Raw genomic sequence first — 16,416 nt, forward strand, 5'->3', positions numbered from 1 at the left:
GCGCTCAACCTGTAGCCGAACGGCCGCTACCTGGACTTGATGACGCTGTCGGTATTGGCCAGCAGCTTGCGCACCGCGTTGCGCGCCGCGTCTGGCCGCTGCAGGCGGATGCTCTTCTCGATTGCCTCGTGCAGCCTCTGGGCATGCTGCAAATCGTCGAGTTCCCGCGTCGTAAAAGCGAACAGATGATCGAACGCCGATTCGATCAGCACGCCGAGCGGCACCAGCAGATCGTTGCCCGAGGCGCGCAGGATGGCGAGGTGAAACCGCGTGTCGGCGCGCGTGCGCTCCTGCAGGTTGGTCGCCTCGCCCATCTCGCGGCAGGCCTGGCTGATCTCGGCCATCTGCTCGTCGGTGCGCCGCATGGCGGCAAAGGCGCTGGCCTCCGGCTCGATGATGTGGCGGAATTCCTGCACGGTCCTGAGGAACACCTCACGATCCGGCGAGGTCGCGTACCAGGCCAGCACATCGCGATCGAGCAGGTTCCAGCGTTCCTTCGGCTCGACCCAGCTGCCGATTTTGGGACGTGACGACAGCAGGCTCTTCGCCATCAGCATTTTGATGGCTTCGCGCACCGCCGAGCGGCTGACGTCGAAGGTCTCGGACCATTTGGCCTCGTTGGGCAGGATGGTTCCCGGCGGATAGTCGCCGCGCACGATCCTCAGCCCGATCTCGTTGGCCAGCGACGCGTGAACGCTCGACCCGGGTATGCGCGCCGCATCGGCTCGGCGAATACCGCTCGTGCGTTCGGCGAACGCCTCGGCCGCTGTCTTTCCCTTGTTCGGCTTCGCGTCCTGCATAGCTCCACAAAGTCCGGATTTGGAGGCGTGTCAAGGAGATGAAATCGACGGCAATATCTCAGTTTGGTTTTCCGCCTCAGTCCCCTCCCCGACACCGCGCTTTGCCGAGCGCTCACGCCGGAGCGGCACAAACAGCTTCTCTTTGTTCCGATTGAATTCCTCGATCAGGAAATCAAGGAAGACGCGGATTTTCGGGGCAAGATGCTGCCGTGCCGGATAGACCGCGTAGAGCGTGGTTTCGACCTTTTCCCAGTCGTCCAGGGCCGATTGCAGCCGGCCTGCTTTCAGGTCGCTCTCGATATAGGGATAAGGGATCAGGCTGACGCCGAAGCCGGCGCGCAGCGCATCGCGCACGGCAAGGCTTGACGAGACCGTGTATCGTCCGTCGATGGCGATCCGCTCGACGCGGCCGTCCTTGCGGAATTCCCATATGTCCGCGTGTCCCGAGAGGCTGAACCGGATGCAATTGGCCGCCTTCAAATCGGCAGGCGTCTTGGGCCGGCCATGCTCCTCGAAATAGGACGGAGCTGCGCAAAGCACGTGCGGCATGACCGCAAGCTTTCTCGCGACCAGGCTGGAATCCTCGAGATTGTCGCTGCCGCGAATGGCCAGGTCAAATCCCTCCCGCACGATATCGACGCGCCTGTCGTCAAGATGCAGATCGAGTTTCAAATCGGGATAGCGCGATAGAAACGCGGGGATGGCAGCCGAAAGCCGCGTCAACGTGACAGTCATCGGCGCGCTGACCCGCAACGTGCCGCTCGGCGCCGTCTTGATCGGGCCGAGGACCTGGTCGGCCCTGGCCAGCGCATCGAGCCCATGCGTGACATGCTCCAGATAGATGCTGCCTTCTTCGGTCAGGGCCATGCGCCGCGTCGTCCGGTTGATGAGCCGCACCCCCAGATACGCCTCCAATTCGGCGATGTTCTTGCTGACCGCGGGAGGAGAGAGACCGAGCCGCCGTCCGGCTTCGGCAAAGCTGTTCAGTTCCGCCACATGGCGGAAAACCTGCAACGCCCTCAGGCGATCCATCTCATCATTCTCTTCTAGTAAACAATGTCTTTCAATTATCGCGTATTATCGCTCATTGGTAAATTCTCTATCTGCTATCCGAACGGCTTGCTCAATTTCGGAATGACATGATGACCAACCCCACAATCTCCCTGATCGAGCGGCGCATGTCTGCCAATCGGTTCGATGCCTCGCATGCATTGACGGATGCCGAGGTCGAGGAACTGGCACGCCTCGCAACGCGCGCGCCAACCGCCTACAACCTTCAGAATTGGCGGTTCATCGCCGTGCGGACGCCGGAAGCAAAGGCGCGGTTGCGCAGCGTGGCCCATGGCCAGGCCAAGGTGCAGGAAGCAGCGGTCACCTTCGTCATCTGCGGCGTACTGCCCGACCACGCTGCCCTCAATGCAAGGCTGCTTCCTTTCGTGGAAGCCGGTTTCATGCCGGCGGATATGGCTTCGGGCTGGCGGGAGGGCGCCCGCGCCCAATATGCCGATCCTCTAGCGGCTCGCGACGAGGCGGTGCGCTCGGCAACGCTCGGCGCCGCAACGCTGATTTTCGCGGCCGAAGCGCTGGGGCTCGTCTCCGGTCCGATGGCCGGCTTCGATGCCGAAGGCGTGGCGCGCGAGTTTGGCCTTGGGCGCAACGAAGTGCCGGTGATGCTCATCGCGGTCGGCCGCGCCGCGCCCGGAAACTGGCCGCAAAAGCCCCGCCGCCCTCTTGCCGAAGTACTGGAAATCTTATGAAAACGCGCCGTTCCGATCTGTTGCTTACAGCCATTGCACCCGCAATATGGGGCAGCACCTACATCGTCACCACGCAGTTCCTGCCGAACTTTTCGCCGATGACGGTTGCGATGCTGCGGGCCTTGCCCGCCGGATTGCTGCTGCTCGCGATCGTTCGGCAACTGCCGACGGGCATCTGGTGGCTACGCAGTTTCCTGCTCGGAGCCCTCAACATCTCGATCTTCCTGAGCCTGTTGTTTGTCGCCGCCTACCGGCTTCCGGGCGGGGTCGCCGCGACCGTGCTGTCGGTCCAGCCGTTGATCGTGATTTTCCTTGCTGCTGCCCTGCTTGACAGCCCTGTCCGCCGGTTGGCGATCGTCGCCGCCCTTGTTGGGATCGCAGGTGTTGCATTGCTGGTGCTGACCCCGAATGCGGCGCTCGATGCGGTCGGCGTTGCCGCCGGCCTCGCCGGGGCGGCCTCTATGGCCTTCGGAAGCGTATTGGCCCGTAAATGGCAACCGCCAGTATCGCTGCTTACCTTCACGGCATGGCAACTGACCGCCGGCGGTCTGCTGCTCGTTCCGGTGGCTCTGCTTTTCGAGCCTTCCATCCCGCTGCCGACCGGCGCCAACCTGCTTGGACTGGCGTGGCTTGGGCTGATCGGTGCGGCGCTGACCTATGTCCTCTGGTTCCGGGGCATTGCGCGACTGGAATCCGCAGTGGTGTCATCGCTGCTTTTCCTCAGCCCGGTGACCGCCGTGCTGCTTGGATGGGTATTCCTGGATCAGACGCTGACCTTGCCTCAAATCGCCGGCGTCGTTTTCGTCATCGGCAGCATCTGGCTGGCTCAACGGCCCAACCGGAATGAGGCTTGAGCCTGAGCGGGAAGTGGGTCAGTTTGAAAATTCGATCAAGACGGATGGCCGAAGACGGTTAAAATAAGCGGGACCGCACCGAAGCTGCAGAAAAACACAACAGCACCATACGCAATCACCCGACGCGGTATCAGGAAGCGGGCTGACCAAAATCTAGCACGAAGCCTTGCGTCTCGCCTCCCCAGCCGTTTGCTCCATGGAAGGTTCTGCTCATCAATTGACCCATAGAAATCGGTGCACAGAATTATGCTTAGGAGTGCGACGAACATGGCTGCGAAGCTCAGGGCCAAGACAACGACACAGGCCGTTATTGGAATAAACAAGTGAGGATTGTTCGCCCACTCGTACTCCAAATGTCCTCACTCCCCTGCTATTTGTCCGCGGACCATAGGCTTCTCTGCCTCTTTGGCTTGGATCAGCGCGACGATATCACTGATCTCCCAAAGCTCGCGAAAGCGCCTATCCGGGTTTTGTCGGCCAAGGCGGAAACGCCTATATGCTTACCCGAAAGCATGGAGAGCGACAGTGCTCAGTTTCACGCAAGATGGATTGGAGTGCTGGACGTTCGTGGCTGACGAGATATCGGTTGGCCACTACCGAATCCGTGGCCGTCATTTTGACGGTCGTTCGGTCGAACGCCACGGGTCCGACTACGATGCCCTTAAAACTGAAGGTATAAATGATGCGCGGACGCTTGGGGCGAGGCTGAATGCCAACCGGACCTAAAGGCCAGAAGCGCCCCGCCGACGTGATCGGCAACGCCGTCCGCGTCATGCGCATTGCTACCGGCGAGGAAGCCGACGACGTGCAGGACGACGGCAAAGACCCTGCCGCAAAGGCACTTGGCGCAAAGGGCGGAAAGGAGCGCGCCGAGACCATGACGCCGGTGCGGGCACGCCGAGATCGCTAGGAAGGCTGCTGAGAAGCGTTGGGCGGCTAAGAGATAAGTTTCTCTAATTCCGTAAGTGTCTCGATATGGTCATCGGTCGAGAGCGGCGCTAGCGAAAAGAACGTGTTGGAATCCCAAGCATGACCAACGCGCCGTTCAAGACGGAATGGCTCTGGCGCTGGCCCCTCAAGGCTGCCAACAAAGCTAATCCCAATCCCACGGAATTCATCATTAGGTCCGCCAGCACGTCGCTCGGTGAACGGCAGATCCTTACCATGCGCATGCAGATGCTCCCCCTTACGCGCCTGGCTAATGCGTTCTCAAAGAAAGTTCGAAAACCGCGCTTACATGGTCGCGCTGTTCACTGGCTGGTGCACTTCATCCGTGTTCACAAGACTCTGAAAAATGTCCAAATTTCAAAACTGACTCACTACCGCCTAGGCCGTTGACTTGTGTCAGCGGATTGTTCGGCACTATGGTCAAGCGGCGGAGGATCTGCCGATGCCACAACGGCCCTATGATGAGCGTCTGCTCCGTCAGGCGTTCGAAGTCGCGCGCCGAGCCCGCGATGCTGGCGAACATCCCTTTGGTTCGCTCCTCGCCGACAAGGACGGCAATGTGTTGCGCGAGCAGCCCAACGCTTACAAAGCCGGCGGCGGCGACCGCACCGCTCACGCCGAGAGGCTGCTGGCCTCATGGGCGGCGATGAATGTCAGTCTCGAAAAGCTGGCTTCCTGCACCCTCTACACCTCGGCCGAACCTTGCGCGATGTGCTCTGGAACAATCTATTGGGCGGGCATCGGACGGGTCGTCTTTGGGCAGAGCGAACATGACCTCAAGCGGGTAACGGGTGCACATGTCGAGAATCCCACGCTCGACCTGCCCTGCAGGATCGTCTTCGAAGCCGGGCAGCGTCCGACTGAAGTCGTCGGCCCGCTGCTTGCCGATGAAGCGGCGCAACTCCAGGCCGATTTCTGGAAAGACAAGTAGCTCGATTGCCCGCGCGCGGCAAACGCGCGAGCCTAGCCTCGTGACGAAAAATCGGGGCTGGCCCAGTGCCGGCTCCGCGTCAGCTGCGCGCCAGTCAGCTCGCCTTGACGTATTTCCGCCAGCTGTGCTCAGGCCGGAAGCCGAGCATGTCGCGCGCCTTGCGGTTGGAGAGCAGCGTCTCGTATTCGCCAAGATCGCCCTTGACGGGCACGTCGGGATAAAACCGCTTCAAAAGTTCGGCCGTCGGCAGGTCGGACGAGGTGTCGTCATTGGCGGCGTTAAACACCTGATAGCCGAGCCCGTCCTTCTCGATGGCGCGCAGCGTGATCTGGCCGAGGTCGCGCGCGTCGATATAGCTCCAGGCGATGCGCTTGCGGAAACCCGGATCGGCGAACCATTTCGGAAACAGCGAATATTCATGCGGCTCGATGACGTTGCCGATGCGCAGGGCATAGATGTCGCTGCCATCGCGTTGTGCAAACGCCCGCGCGGTCTTCTCGTTGACGACCTTAGACAGCGCATAGCTGTCCATCGGATCGACGTCGTATTCCTCGTCGAGCGGAAAATGCGTCGGATCGCGCGGTTCGTTGGCGAAGACCAGGCCGTAGGTGGTTTCGCTGGAGGCGATCACCACCTTGCGGATGCCGAGCTTCACCGCAGCCTCGATGACGTTGTAGGTGCCGAGCGCGTTGATGCGGAACACCTCGTTGTCGGGCGTGATCATGATGCGCGGGATCGCCGCGAAATGCACCACGGCATCGACCGGCTGCGAACGCAGCGAAGGATCGAATTCATGCAGGCCCATATAGCTCGACAGCGCATTGAACACCTGCCCGCTGTCGGTGATGTCGGTGATCAGCGTGCGCACCTTGGGATTGTCGAGCGGCTTGGTGTCGATGTTGAGCACCTGGCAGCCCTGCTCGACCAGATACTGCACGACGTGGCGCCCGGCCTTGCCGCTGCCGCCGGTGAACATGATCCGCTTCGTCATTTTGCTCTCCTAAGATTCATGTGTATTGTCAGACAATACCGAACTCTGCAATCGCCTGCCACGGCATGCGGCAAAAACCCGCTTCAACAATTCGCCGGCAAGCTGCAGCGCCGTCATCCATCATTGCAAAATAGGACGAAACGACATGAACACTACCGCCGCGAGCGAAAAGATCGGCTTCATCGGGCTTGGCCTGATGGGACACGGGATCGCGAAGAACATCGTCGACAAGGGCTATCCGCTGACGTTTCTCGGCCGCAAGAACCGCGCGCCGGCGCAAGACCTGCTCGGCCGCGGCGCCAGGGAGGCGACGACCTCGCGCGACGTGGCAGCGGCATCCGACATCGTCTTCATTTGCGTCACCGGCTCGCGCGAGGTGGAAGCCATCATCCGCGGCCCAGGCGGCCTCAAGGAAGGCCTGAAGCAGGGATCGGTTATCGTCGACTGCTCGACCTCGGATCCTGTCTCGACGGTGGCGCTGGCCGCCGAGCTCAAGGGGCTCGGCGTCGATTATGTCGATGCCCCGCTCAGCCGCACGCCGAAGGAGGCTTGGGAAGGCACGCTAGACACCATGGTCGGCGCGCCCGATGCAGTCTTTGCCCGGCTGAGGCCGGTGCTCGAAACCTGGGCCGGGCGCATCGTCCATATCGGCGACACCGGCGACGGCCACCGCATGAAGCTGCTCAACAACTTCATTTCGCTCGGCTACGCCGCGATCTATTCCGAAGCGCTGGCGCTGGCGCAGAAGGTCGGCATCTCGCCGCCGCGCTTCGACAGCGTCATCCGCAACGGCCGCATGGACTGCGGCTTCTACCAGACCTTCATGCGCTGGACGCTGGAAGGCGACCGCGACGCCCACAAATTCACCATCGCCAACGCCTTCAAGGATCTCACCTATCTCGAATCGATGGCGGGTGCCGCCGGTATCGCCAACCCGCTCGGCAACGCCACCAAGAACGCCTTCGCAGGCGCCTTCGCGGCCGGCCCCGCCGACCAGTACGTGCCGATGCTGGCCACGCATATCGGCAAGGTCAACGGCGTCGACCTGATGCCGACCAGGGACGGCAAGAAGCAGACGATCTGAGAACGTTGGGATTAACGCCTGGGAGTGGTCGCAACTGTAGACGTTCGCTGCCGACCAGCTACAGCCGCCAATCTCCAACGCTGGCGATTAGCCACATGACACCACACCTTCGTCATCCAAGGGCGGAGCAGGAGCGAAGCGACGTCGCGCAGACCCTGGGATGACGAAGGGAGGGGATGACGAAGGGAGGGTTTCGGCTAATCTCCTAAATTTGCGATTTGCGACTGACGGGAACGATCGACCTTCGTTGCTGGTTGACCCGACTTACACGCAGTTGGCCGAGAAACGATCGAATCAGCGCCGAAACCGGCCGATAACGTCGTCGGTATTGGCGAGAAGTCTGTGCACCAAAGCACGCGCACTTCCGATCGGAAGAAGCCAAAAACAAAAACCCGCCTCGGTGGGCGGGTCGTCGGCGCCAATTCGCACCATACCCAAATTAGTAGCATAGCTGCCGGCACAAATCAAGAACAAAGTACATTGCGACGATAAAAACCGAATTCCTGTCCCACCCGAGTTCGCCAGCCCTGTGCAACCATCACCGCCGCGACCGGCCGATAACGTCGTCGGTGTTGGCGAGAAGTCTGTGCACCGCGGCACGGGCTGCAGCCGGTCGCTGCAGGCGGATGTTCTTCTCGATCGCCTCGTGTAGTGCCTGCGCCCGCCGCTGATCGCTGGTCTCGCGGGTGACGAACTGGAACAAATGGTCGAGCGCCGATTCGATCAGCACGCCGAGCGGCACCAGCAGATCGTTGCCCGAGGCGCGCAGGATGGCGAGGTGAAACCGCGTGTCGGCGCGCGTGCGCTCCTGCAGGTTGGTCGCCTCGCCCATCTCGCGGCAAGCCTGGCTGATCTCGGCCATCTGCTCGTCGGTGCGTCGCATCGCGGCAAAGGCGCTGGCCTCCGGCTCGATGATGTGGCGGAATTCCTGCACGGTCCTGAGGAACACTTCGCGGTCCGGCGAGGTCGCATACCAGGCCAGCACGTCGCGATCGAGCAGGTTCCAGCGCTCCTTCGGCTCGACCCAGCTGCCGATCTTCGGGCGTGACGCCAATAGGCTCTTCGCCATCAGCATTTTTATGGCTTCGCGCACCGCCGAGCGGCTGACGTCGAAGGTCTCGGACCATTTGGCTTCGTTGGGCAGGATGGTTCCCGGCGGATAGTCGCCGCGCACGATCCTCAGCCCGATTTCGTTGGCCAGCGACGCATGCACACTCGAGCCGGGAAAGTGTGCGGCATCGGCACGCCGAACGACGGCCGGCCGCCCAGGCTCTGCCTTGAATTTGGCGGGTCGCTTTTTTGATGTCGCGTCCGGCATTGGTATTCCCCGGCAACTGCTTGTCGAAAGCCTGAACTCAGGGCACGGCAAAGCAGCGGCCTACGCTCCAAAGCAGCGTCGCCTCGTGCGTTTGTATGGACGATGTGTAACGGGGCGCCCGTCGAAGGGCGCCCCGAAATTGCCGACCTACTTCTGGATGCAGGTGTCGACCGTGTCCTTGGTGCATTCGTCGAGGCCGGTGAACACCGGATCGGCGACCGGCTTGCCGTCGACCAGGTCGATCATCACCGAGGGCGCCTTGTAGCCCATCTCGAACGGCCGCTGGCCAACCAGCGCGGTCACCAGCCCGTCACGAGCAATCGCCACCTCGTCGCCGATCGTGTCGGCGGCGCCGATGACGAAGGCGTTGCTGGCGATCTTGTCGGCCATCGGCTTGAACAGGTCGCGGTAGGGCTGCGGAGCGCCGAACAGCGGCCAGCCGCCCATGATGCCGAAGGCGTCGAGATCGGGATTGGCGGCGAGGATGTCGGTCATCGCCTGCACGCCCTTGGCGCCGTCGTCATTGGTGAACACCGGGCAGCCGGCAACTTCCGTCCAGCCGCCTTCGCCCGCCAGCGCCGCGAGGCCGTCCTTGCCCGACAGCGCGTCACGCATGCCCTGCGCGCGGCGCAGGATGTTGTCGGCGGCCGGATTGCCTTCGATGGTGCAGATCTTGCCGCCATTCGGCTTGGCCTTCTTGATGTATTCGCCGATCTTGTGGCCCATCAGGTAATTGTCGGTGCCGAGATAGGTCTTGCGCAGCGCCGCATCTTCCTTGCTGAGGTCGGCATCGAGGGTCATGATCGGGATCGACGGATTGGCGCTTTTGATCGTCTGCGCGATCAATGGCGCGTTCGATGGCGAAATCGCCATTGCCACCGTGTCGGGCTTGCTCAGCATGTCCTGGACGATCTGGGCTTCACCGGCCTCATCCGAGGTCGATGCCGGTCCGGTGTAGAAGCACTCATATTCCGAGCTGGCGTTTTCCTTGTTCCATTTCTCGCAACCCTGGTGGATGGCCTCGAAGAATGGATTGTCGAGACCCTTCACCACGATGACGAGCTGTTTCTTGGCCATAGCCGGCCCGGCACCCAGCGCCATGACGGCGGCGGCAGCGAGCAATAGTGATTTCCTCATGTCAGTCCTCCCTTTGAAACAAACGGACACGGCGTGCCCGCCACACACAGACCGACCCGGAGCAAGATGACAGAGGACGTCGCACTCGTGTCGCCAAGCCAGGTCGATAAGCATTTTCATATTCAGTCTCAGACCGGCACCGACAGATATCGCTGGTTACCAAATCCCTGACCGACAAACCCTCACCGATTCCTTCCGGCAACCCGGTGGCTCGGCGCAAGCTCCTCCGACACTTAGCTAATATCGCCTTGTCATCGACGTCAATGCTATTTGTCCTACAAAACTGATTTTTCGAAAGAAGCCGTGGTTGACGCCAAGGAGGCTTATGCGTAAATGGGCAAAATCGCTGCTTCCGGGAGGAACTGGGGAGAGCGAATGGCCGCGGCAGAACCGCAGGCCGCAAAGCACGGGGAGGCAAGAAGGCTGGTGGCGGTTCTCGAACTCACCAACATCTCGAAGCATTTTGGCGCCATCCAGGCGGTCAACGACGTTTCGTTGTCGATCGAGGCCGGACAGGTTGTCGGCCTGATGGGCGACAACGGCGCCGGCAAGTCGACGCTGGTCAAGATGATCGCCGGCAATTTCCCGCCGAGCCATGGCACGATGCAGATGGACGGCAAGGAGCTGATCCTGCACAAGCCGGTCGAGGCGCGCCAGCACGGCATCGAAATCGTCCATCAGGACCTGGCACTGTGCAACAATCTGACGGCCGCCGCCAACGTCTATCTCGGCCGTGAATTGCGCCGCGGCCTCGGGCCGCTTCGCATCCTCGACTATGCCGCGATGTACAAGCGTGCCGGCCAGATCTTCGCCGAGCTGAAATCCGAAACCCGCCCGCGCGACCTGGTCAAACAAATGTCGGGCGGCCAGCGGCAAGCGGTGGCGATCGCCCGGACCATGCTTTCGCAGGCCAAGATCGTGCTGATGGACGAGCCGACGGCGGCGATCTCGGTGCGCCAGGTCGCCGAGGTATTGAACCTGATCCGCCATTTGCGCGACCAGGGCATCGCCGTCGTGCTGATCAGCCACCGCATGCCCGACGTCTTTGACGTTGCCGACCGCGTTATCGTCATGCGGCGCGGCCGCAAGGTCGCCGACAAGACGATAGCATCCAGTTCGCCGGAAGAAGTCACCGGACTCATCACCGGCGCCATCGAACAGGTATGATTGACGCCTCAACCATGAGTAAAAAAGGTCGATAATGGCTGTCACCCTTGATCAGACGATCGCGCACAAGCAGCACACCTTGCTGAGCAAGGTGTTTGCCAGCCAGACCTTCTGGGTGGTGATCGCGGTCATCCTCGCTTGCCTGTTCCTGTCGGTGGCCACGGATTCCTTCGCCACGACCAAGAACCTCTACAACATCACCCGCAACGTCACCTTCGTCGCCATCGTGGCGCTCGGCATGACCTTCGTCATCATCACGGGCGGTATCGACCTGTCGGTCGGCTCGGTGCTTTGCCTTTGCTCGATGGTGCTGGCCGTGACAATGCATGCCGGCTACGGCATCGAGATCGGCATTGGCGCTGCGATCGCGACAGCGCTGATCATCGGCGCCTTCAACGGGGTTCTGATCGCCTATCTCGGCTTTCCGCCCTTCGTGGTGACGCTCGGCATGCTGTCGATTGCGCGCAGCCTTGCCATGGTCGCCTCCAACAACACCGTCGTCTTCCAGTTTGGGCCGGACCACGACAAGCTGCTGGCGCTAGGTGGCGGCGCATGGGTGTTCGGCATCGCCAATCCGGTGCTCTACATGATCGTGCTCGCGTTGATCACCGGCTTTGTGCTGCGCTGGACGAAATTCGGCCGGCACATCTTCGCCATCGGCGGCAACGAGCATGCGGCGACGCTGACCGGCGTTCCGGTCCGCCAGATCAAGGTCGTCGTCTACATGATCTCGGCACTGGCGGCTGGCCTTGCCGGCATCATCCAGACCGGCTGGCTGGGCGCGGTCACCACCAATCTCGGCAACGGCATGGAGCTTCAGGTGATCGCCGCCACCGTCATCGGCGGCGCCAACCTGGCCGGCGGCATGGGCACCGCTTTCGGCGCGGTCGTCGGCGCGGCGCTGATCGAGGTCATCCGCAACAGCCTCGGCCTGCTCGGCATCAATGCCTTCTGGCAAGGCGTGTTCATCGGCGGCGCCATCCTGCTCGCCGTGCTGTTCGACCGCATCCGCAATTTCAGGCGCAACGACTGAATATTCGGCCGGATCTCGACGCCGAAGCAGATCGTTCGCTCGTCGAATTGCCGGCCCCGAGGCCTCGCTGGCGCTGGTCGCCGGCCGACGGCATCGGTCTTGCCATAGCGGCCTGGAAACGCTCGCCGTCCTCCTATCGCCGAGTCTGAAAATCCGCCGGTGCGGCGCATGCCGGCGCCCGGACGTGCACATGCGTCTTGACGCAAGCCCAAACTGAGCCGCACAATCGCCCGCAGCAGGCGAAGGGAGGCCAGTCGCCTGCGGGAGGATATACCCATGACGGAAGCGATCAGGCTCTACTGGGGCCGGTTCGGACATGTTTCTGTCCTGAACGTCGCCAGCGACTTCGTCACCCATGCCCATGTCGAGGCGCATATCATCATCTGGCTGGAAGGCACCGCCGGCGAGATGACCATCGGTCGCGAGACGGTGCGGCTTGGACCGGGCACCGCGGCCGGCATCAATTCCTTCCAGCCGCACAGCCACGCTCTGTCCCGCGACGGCACGCCCGGCCTGTTCCTCGCCTTTTACATCGATCCGGACTGGGCACGGAAACGCCGCGAGCTGCCTTCCGCCGCGCCGCTGTTCTCCGCCCCGGCAATCACGCTCGAGCCTTGGCTGCACAAGGCAGCGGCTAACCTCCTCGACCATCTCAGCGACAATGAGAGCATCGACGACATCGCCAGTTACGAGATCGAGCGCTTCATCGACAGCGTGCTCGATGCCGCCGACGCGTCCGCACCGCAGACCGTGCGTGCCCGCGTCAACACCATGCAGGACTTCCGCGTCCGCAAGGCGATCCAGCTGATGAAAGCCAATGTCTGCGAGCGCATCTGCTTCGACGACGTGGCGCGCAGCGTCGGCCTGTCGCGGCCGCATTTCTTCGCGCTGTTCAAGGAACAGACCAATCTGACGCCCAACGTCTATTGGAATACGCTGCGCATGGAGGAAGCGGTGCGGCAATTGCAATGGTCGCAGGAGCCGCTGATCTCGGTCGCCTGCAATCTCGGCTTCACTACCCAAGGCAATTTCTCGCGCTTCTTCCGCGACCATGTCGGCGTCCCGCCGACGCTTTACCGCGAGGCGGCACGGGCGATCAGCTGAGCGCCCGTTTTTCAGACTATTTGATAGGCGTTCAAGACGCATTGATAAGCGCCGCCAAGTCCGCCGCCCTACCCTCCCAGGCAGCTGATTTGCGAGGGAACGATCAAATGGCGAAAGTCACTATCTCCAGCGTCATCGACGCGCCGGTCGAAAAGGTCTGGGCGCGCATACGCGACTTCAACGGCCTGCCGACCTGGCACCCGCGCATGGTCGAAAGTCATATCGAGGACGGCAAGGATGCCGGCACGATCGGCTGCATACGCAATTTCCAGCTCGCCAGCGGCGCCCGCCTCCGCGAAAAGCTGCTCGATTTCTCCGACGAGAATTTCCTCATCAGCTACTCCATCCTCGAGACGCCGCAGCCGCTCACCAACCACAAGGCGACGCTGCAGTTGCGACGGGTGACCGACGGCGACCGCACCTACGCCGAATGGACCGCCAGCTTCGACGCGCCCCCGGCAGAAGCCGACAAGCTGGCCGAAGGCATGGGCGCAAACGTCTTCCAGGGCGGCTTCAACGCTCTGAAGGCCCATTTTGCCGGCCAAGGTTGAACTGCACTGAGCTGACAAACAGGAGCGTTCCATGACGCTTGCACTGCAGACTTTCCCGACGGTGAAGGACGCCGGCGCGGCGCTGAAAGCCGCCGGCGTCCGCTATCTCGGCGGCGGCACGCTGGTCGTTCGCGCCGCCAATGAAGGCGATGTGTCGATCTCCGGTTTCGTCAAGTCGATCGAGCCGGTGCTGTCGGCCGTCGCCGTTTCCGACAACGAGGTCCGCATTGGCGCTTCGGTGACCATGGCGGCGATCGCCCGCCATCCGGATCTCGCCCCCCTGGCCCACGCCGCGCGCGGTGTCGGCGGACCGGCGATCCGCAACATGGCGAGCGTCGGCGGCAATCTCTTCGCGCCGACACCTTACGGCGATTTCACCGTTGCGCTGCTGGCTCTGGACGCAACCGTCAGCACCGGTGACAGCGAGCTGCCGATTGAGACATTCCTCGCAAGGCGCGAGAGCAATGACGCCATCGTCACCGCGGTCGGCTTCAAGCTTCCGAAGGAAGGCGGCTTTCGCTTCCTGAAAGTGTCGAGGGTCAAGCCAAAGGGCGTCTCGGTGCTGAGCATCGCCACCGTGCTGGAACAGGCGCCGGACGGAACCGTGTCGTCAGCGCGGATCGCGTTCGGCTGCATGGCCGACCGGCCGATCCGTGCCAGGGCGGCGGAGAAAGCCTTGATTGGCCGCAAACTCACCGCAGACGGCATTGCACCGGCACTGGCTGTTGCCCGCGACGGCACTTCGCCCCCAACCGATCCAATCGCCAGTGCCTGGTATCGCAACGAAGTCCTGCCGGTCCATCTCGCCCGGCTGCTGCTCGCCTGAAAGCCCATGGCGCGCATGTCCGTCTGGCTGCGGCGCAAGGAGTAAAAAAGATGGCAAAGGTCCCGGTTCAGTTCACGCTCAATGGTGCGGAGAAAGCCGAGTTCATCGACAGCGGCACGACGCTGCTTCACGCGCTTCGCGACAAGATCGGCGACACCTCGCCGAAGGGCGGCTGCCATCAGGGCACCTGCGGTGCGTGCTCGGTCATCATCGATGGCGAACTCAGGCTCTCCTGCCTGACGCTGGCAGAGGCCTGCAATGGTGCGACTATCACCACAACATCAGGGCTTTCGGAAGGCGGCGTGCTGCATCCGCTGCAACGCGCTTTCCTCGATGCTTTCGCCACGCAATGCGGTTTCTGCACACCGGGCATGATCATGGCAGCCAAGGTGCTGCTCGATCACACGCCGAACCCCAGCCGCGAGGATGTGGTCGAGGCGCTGTCGGGCAATATCTGCCGCTGTACCGGCTACGAGCCGATCATCCAGGCGGTGCTGACCGCCGCGCCGTCCAATTCGCAGAACGCGGCTTGAGGGGGTTAAGAAAATGGAACTCCGCAAGAGCTATTTCGCCGACCAGCGCAAGGACGATCTGCACGAGATCGGCCAGCCGCGGCCGCGTTCGGATTCACCCGGCCATGTCACCGGCAAGACCACCTATTTCGCCGACCGCAATTTTCCCGGCATGCTGCATTTGAAGATGGTGCGCAGCCCGCACCACCACGCCCGCATCCGCAGCATCGACATATCCGAAGCGGAAAAGCACCCAGGCGTCGTCAAGGTGCTGACCGCCAAGGATGTGCCACACAATGTCTACACCATCCTGATCCTGATCCAGATCGGGCCGGAGGACGAGACGGTGCTGGCCGACGGCAAGGTGCGCTGGAAGGGCGAGGCGGTGGTGGCGGTGCTGGCCGATACCGAGCGTGCCGCCCAGGAAGCCGCCGCCAAGGTCAAGGTCGATTACGAGGTGCTGCCGGCCGTCTTCGACATGGACGAAGCGCTGAAGCCCGGCGCGCCGATCGTCAACGAATATCACGGCCGCAATTATTACCTCTACGACAGCGGCAAATGCCGCAAGGTGCGCTTCGGCGATGTCGAGGCAGGCTTTGCCGGAGCCGACCACGTGCTCGAACAGACCTACCAGTCTTCACCGATCGAGCATGCGCCGACCGAGACGACAGGCTGCATCGTCGCACCCGAGGGTAACGACCGCTTCACCTGCTACACCAACACGCAGGCGATGTTCTTCACCCTCGACAACACCTCGATCATCCTGCAGATGCCCGGCAACAAGCTGCATTTCGTCGGCGGCACCGTCGGCGGCGGCTTCGGCGGCAAGGTCGACGTCATCGTCGAGCCGATCGCCATCCTTGGCGCCAAAATAACAGGACGACCGGTCTGTTTTATCTACAGCCGCGAGGAAGAGATGCAGATTTCCTCGCCGCGCGCCGCCGAGAAGGTCGTCATCAAGGACGGCGTCATGAACGACGGCCGCATCGTCGCGCGCAAAGTGACCGGCTACACCGATGCCGGCGCCTATTCGCGCCATTCGCCCTACGGCGCGCAGAAGGGCGCAGGCCACTATCCCGGCCCGTATACGATCCCGAACGTCTGGATCGACACTTATTGCGTCTACACCAACCGCACCCCGTCCTCGGCGATGCGCGGTTTCGGCGTCACCATCGGCGATTTCGCGCTCGAGGTGCAGATGGACAAGCTCGCACGGCTGATCGGCATGGACCCGCTCGAATTCCGCTTCATCAACGCCTACCGCGACGGCGACATGAAGGCGCATCGCCAGCCGACCGAGGGAGCGGCGCTGATCGAGTGCATGCAGGAAGCCTCACGCGCCGCCAACTGGCCGGTGGCGGAGAAGTTCATGGCGATGTCGTCTTACGCGAAGGGAGCTTGAG

General features: G+C 62.3%; 18 protein-coding genes. 13 read left to right on the forward strand and 5 right to left on the reverse strand.

All coding sequences use genetic code 11. The features are described 5' to 3' along the window. Positions 1–26 precede the first annotated feature (26 nt). Complete coding sequence (locus NKJ12_RS22330; RefSeq protein ID WP_254819087.1) at positions 27–800, reverse strand: FadR/GntR family transcriptional regulator; 774 nt, start codon at positions 798–800, stop codon at positions 27–29. A 30-nt stretch (positions 801–830) separates the two neighbouring features. Next, positions 831–1,832: a LysR family transcriptional regulator gene (locus tag NKJ12_RS22335; protein WP_352705148.1), complete on the reverse strand. Its 1,002-nt coding sequence runs from the start codon at positions 1,830–1,832 to the stop codon at positions 831–833. Between the two features lie 110 nt (positions 1,833–1,942). On the opposite strand from NKJ12_RS22335, the gene NKJ12_RS22340 reads away from it, so the two are divergent. From NKJ12_RS22340 to NKJ12_RS22360, 5 genes are all read left to right on the forward strand, one after another. Continuing rightward, on the forward strand, positions 1,943–2,557 hold the full coding sequence (locus NKJ12_RS22340; protein ID WP_352705150.1) for a nitroreductase family protein: 615 nt from the start codon (positions 1,943–1,945) through the stop codon (positions 2,555–2,557). Continuing rightward, complete coding sequence (locus NKJ12_RS22345) at positions 2,554–3,411, forward strand: EamA family transporter (protein WP_352705152.1); 858 nt, start codon at positions 2,554–2,556, stop codon at positions 3,409–3,411. Before NKJ12_RS22340 ends, NKJ12_RS22345 begins: the two co-directional genes overlap by 4 nt. A gap of 709 nt (positions 3,412–4,120) precedes the next feature. Continuing rightward, complete coding sequence (locus tag NKJ12_RS22350) at positions 4,121–4,321, forward strand: RNA-binding protein (RefSeq protein WP_352705154.1); 201 nt, start codon at positions 4,121–4,123, stop codon at positions 4,319–4,321. 119 nt (positions 4,322–4,440) lie between these two features. After that, positions 4,441–4,749, forward strand: coding sequence for a hypothetical protein (locus NKJ12_RS22355; RefSeq protein ID WP_352705156.1), 309 nt, complete (start codon positions 4,441–4,443; stop codon positions 4,747–4,749). Positions 4,750–4,801: 52 nt separating this feature from the next. After that, entirely contained in the window at positions 4,802–5,290 is a 489-nt protein-coding gene (locus NKJ12_RS22360) for a nucleoside deaminase (RefSeq protein WP_352705158.1), read from the forward strand. A 94-nt stretch (positions 5,291–5,384) separates the two neighbouring features. Here the strand turns inward: NKJ12_RS22360 and NKJ12_RS22365 are convergent, their stop codons facing one another. Further along, complete coding sequence (locus tag NKJ12_RS22365) at positions 5,385–6,281, reverse strand: NAD-dependent epimerase/dehydratase family protein (RefSeq protein WP_352505523.1); 897 nt, start codon at positions 6,279–6,281, stop codon at positions 5,385–5,387. 145 nt (positions 6,282–6,426) lie between these two features. On the opposite strand from NKJ12_RS22365, the gene NKJ12_RS22370 reads away from it, so the two are divergent. Continuing rightward, complete coding sequence (locus NKJ12_RS22370; RefSeq protein ID WP_352505522.1) at positions 6,427–7,365, forward strand: NAD(P)-dependent oxidoreductase; 939 nt, start codon at positions 6,427–6,429, stop codon at positions 7,363–7,365. A 538-nt stretch (positions 7,366–7,903) separates the two neighbouring features. Here NKJ12_RS22370 and NKJ12_RS22375 read toward each other — a convergent pair. Beyond that, a complete protein-coding gene (locus tag NKJ12_RS22375) occupies positions 7,904–8,683 on the reverse strand; it encodes a FadR/GntR family transcriptional regulator (protein ID WP_023675806.1) in 780 nt (259 codons plus the stop codon). Between the two features lie 147 nt (positions 8,684–8,830). Continuing rightward, positions 8,831–9,820 (reverse strand): sugar-binding protein, encoded by a 990-nt coding sequence (locus tag NKJ12_RS22380; RefSeq protein WP_023675805.1) that lies wholly within the window; start codon positions 9,818–9,820, stop codon positions 8,831–8,833. 426 nt (positions 9,821–10,246) lie between these two features. On the opposite strand from NKJ12_RS22380, the gene NKJ12_RS22385 reads away from it, so the two are divergent. The 7 genes from NKJ12_RS22385 (at position 10,247) to NKJ12_RS22415 (ending at position 16,415) form a co-directional block, all read left to right on the forward strand. Then, a complete protein-coding gene (locus NKJ12_RS22385; RefSeq protein WP_023675804.1) occupies positions 10,247–10,987 on the forward strand; it encodes an ATP-binding cassette domain-containing protein in 741 nt (246 codons plus the stop codon). Between the two features lie 34 nt (positions 10,988–11,021). Then, positions 11,022–12,020, forward strand: a complete 999-nt coding sequence (locus tag NKJ12_RS22390; RefSeq protein ID WP_254820532.1) for an ABC transporter permease — start codon at positions 11,022–11,024, stop codon at positions 12,018–12,020. A gap of 276 nt (positions 12,021–12,296) precedes the next feature. Beyond that, entirely contained in the window at positions 12,297–13,124 is an 828-nt protein-coding gene (locus NKJ12_RS22395; protein WP_352475460.1) for an AraC family transcriptional regulator, read from the forward strand. A 107-nt stretch (positions 13,125–13,231) separates the two neighbouring features. Then, entirely contained in the window at positions 13,232–13,675 is a 444-nt protein-coding gene (locus NKJ12_RS22400; RefSeq protein ID WP_352687472.1) for an SRPBCC family protein, read from the forward strand. A 31-nt stretch (positions 13,676–13,706) separates the two neighbouring features. Next, positions 13,707–14,501 carry an FAD binding domain-containing protein gene (locus NKJ12_RS22405; protein ID WP_352705161.1) on the forward strand — a complete coding sequence of 265 codons (795 nt, stop codon included), beginning with the start codon at positions 13,707–13,709 and terminating at the stop codon, positions 14,499–14,501. 50 nt (positions 14,502–14,551) lie between these two features. Continuing rightward, the gene (locus NKJ12_RS22410; RefSeq protein ID WP_352705163.1) at positions 14,552–15,034 is read left to right on the forward strand and encodes a (2Fe-2S)-binding protein; all 483 of its coding nucleotides are present in this window, start codon (positions 14,552–14,554) and stop codon (positions 15,032–15,034) included. Positions 15,035–15,047: 13 nt separating this feature from the next. Then, positions 15,048–16,415, forward strand: coding sequence for a xanthine dehydrogenase family protein molybdopterin-binding subunit (locus tag NKJ12_RS22415; RefSeq protein WP_352705165.1), 1,368 nt, complete (start codon positions 15,048–15,050; stop codon positions 16,413–16,415). Position 16,416 lies beyond the last annotated feature (1 nt).

The sequence above is a fragment of the Mesorhizobium sp. M0195 genome (genome assembly GCF_040322115.1).
Taxonomy (GTDB): Bacteria; Pseudomonadota; Alphaproteobacteria; order Rhizobiales; family Rhizobiaceae; genus Mesorhizobium.

What these genes read in the sequence shown, in the direction of transcription:
- NKJ12_RS22330 (WP_254819087.1), bottom strand. Translation starts at nt 800, where the DNA reads ATGCAGGACGCGAAGCCGAACAAGGGAAAGACAGCGGCCGAGGCGTTC.
- NKJ12_RS22335 (WP_352705148.1), bottom strand. Translation starts at nt 1,832, where the DNA reads ATGGATCGCCTGAGGGCGTTGCAGGTTTTCCGCCATGTGGCGGAACTG.
- NKJ12_RS22340 (WP_352705150.1), top strand. Translation starts at nt 1,943, where the DNA reads ATGACCAACCCCACAATCTCCCTGATCGAGCGGCGCATGTCTGCCAAT.
- NKJ12_RS22345 (WP_352705152.1), top strand. Translation starts at nt 2,554, where the DNA reads ATGAAAACGCGCCGTTCCGATCTGTTGCTTACAGCCATTGCACCCGCA.
- NKJ12_RS22350 (WP_352705154.1), top strand. Translation starts at nt 4,121, where the DNA reads ATGCCAACCGGACCTAAAGGCCAGAAGCGCCCCGCCGACGTGATCGGC.
- NKJ12_RS22355 (WP_352705156.1), top strand. Translation starts at nt 4,441, where the DNA reads ATGACCAACGCGCCGTTCAAGACGGAATGGCTCTGGCGCTGGCCCCTC.
- NKJ12_RS22360 (WP_352705158.1), top strand. Translation starts at nt 4,802, where the DNA reads ATGCCACAACGGCCCTATGATGAGCGTCTGCTCCGTCAGGCGTTCGAA.
- NKJ12_RS22365 (WP_352505523.1), bottom strand. Translation starts at nt 6,281, where the DNA reads ATGACGAAGCGGATCATGTTCACCGGCGGCAGCGGCAAGGCCGGGCGC.
- NKJ12_RS22370 (WP_352505522.1), top strand. Translation starts at nt 6,427, where the DNA reads ATGAACACTACCGCCGCGAGCGAAAAGATCGGCTTCATCGGGCTTGGC.
- NKJ12_RS22375 (WP_023675806.1), bottom strand. Translation starts at nt 8,683, where the DNA reads ATGCCGGACGCGACATCAAAAAAGCGACCCGCCAAATTCAAGGCAGAG.
- NKJ12_RS22380 (WP_023675805.1), bottom strand. Translation starts at nt 9,820, where the DNA reads ATGAGGAAATCACTATTGCTCGCTGCCGCCGCCGTCATGGCGCTGGGT.
- NKJ12_RS22390 (WP_254820532.1), top strand. Translation starts at nt 11,022, where the DNA reads ATGGCTGTCACCCTTGATCAGACGATCGCGCACAAGCAGCACACCTTG.
- NKJ12_RS22395 (WP_352475460.1), top strand. Translation starts at nt 12,297, where the DNA reads ATGACGGAAGCGATCAGGCTCTACTGGGGCCGGTTCGGACATGTTTCT.
- NKJ12_RS22400 (WP_352687472.1), top strand. Translation starts at nt 13,232, where the DNA reads ATGGCGAAAGTCACTATCTCCAGCGTCATCGACGCGCCGGTCGAAAAG.
- NKJ12_RS22405 (WP_352705161.1), top strand. Translation starts at nt 13,707, where the DNA reads ATGACGCTTGCACTGCAGACTTTCCCGACGGTGAAGGACGCCGGCGCG.
- NKJ12_RS22410 (WP_352705163.1), top strand. Translation starts at nt 14,552, where the DNA reads ATGGCAAAGGTCCCGGTTCAGTTCACGCTCAATGGTGCGGAGAAAGCC.
- NKJ12_RS22415 (WP_352705165.1), top strand. Translation starts at nt 15,048, where the DNA reads ATGGAACTCCGCAAGAGCTATTTCGCCGACCAGCGCAAGGACGATCTG.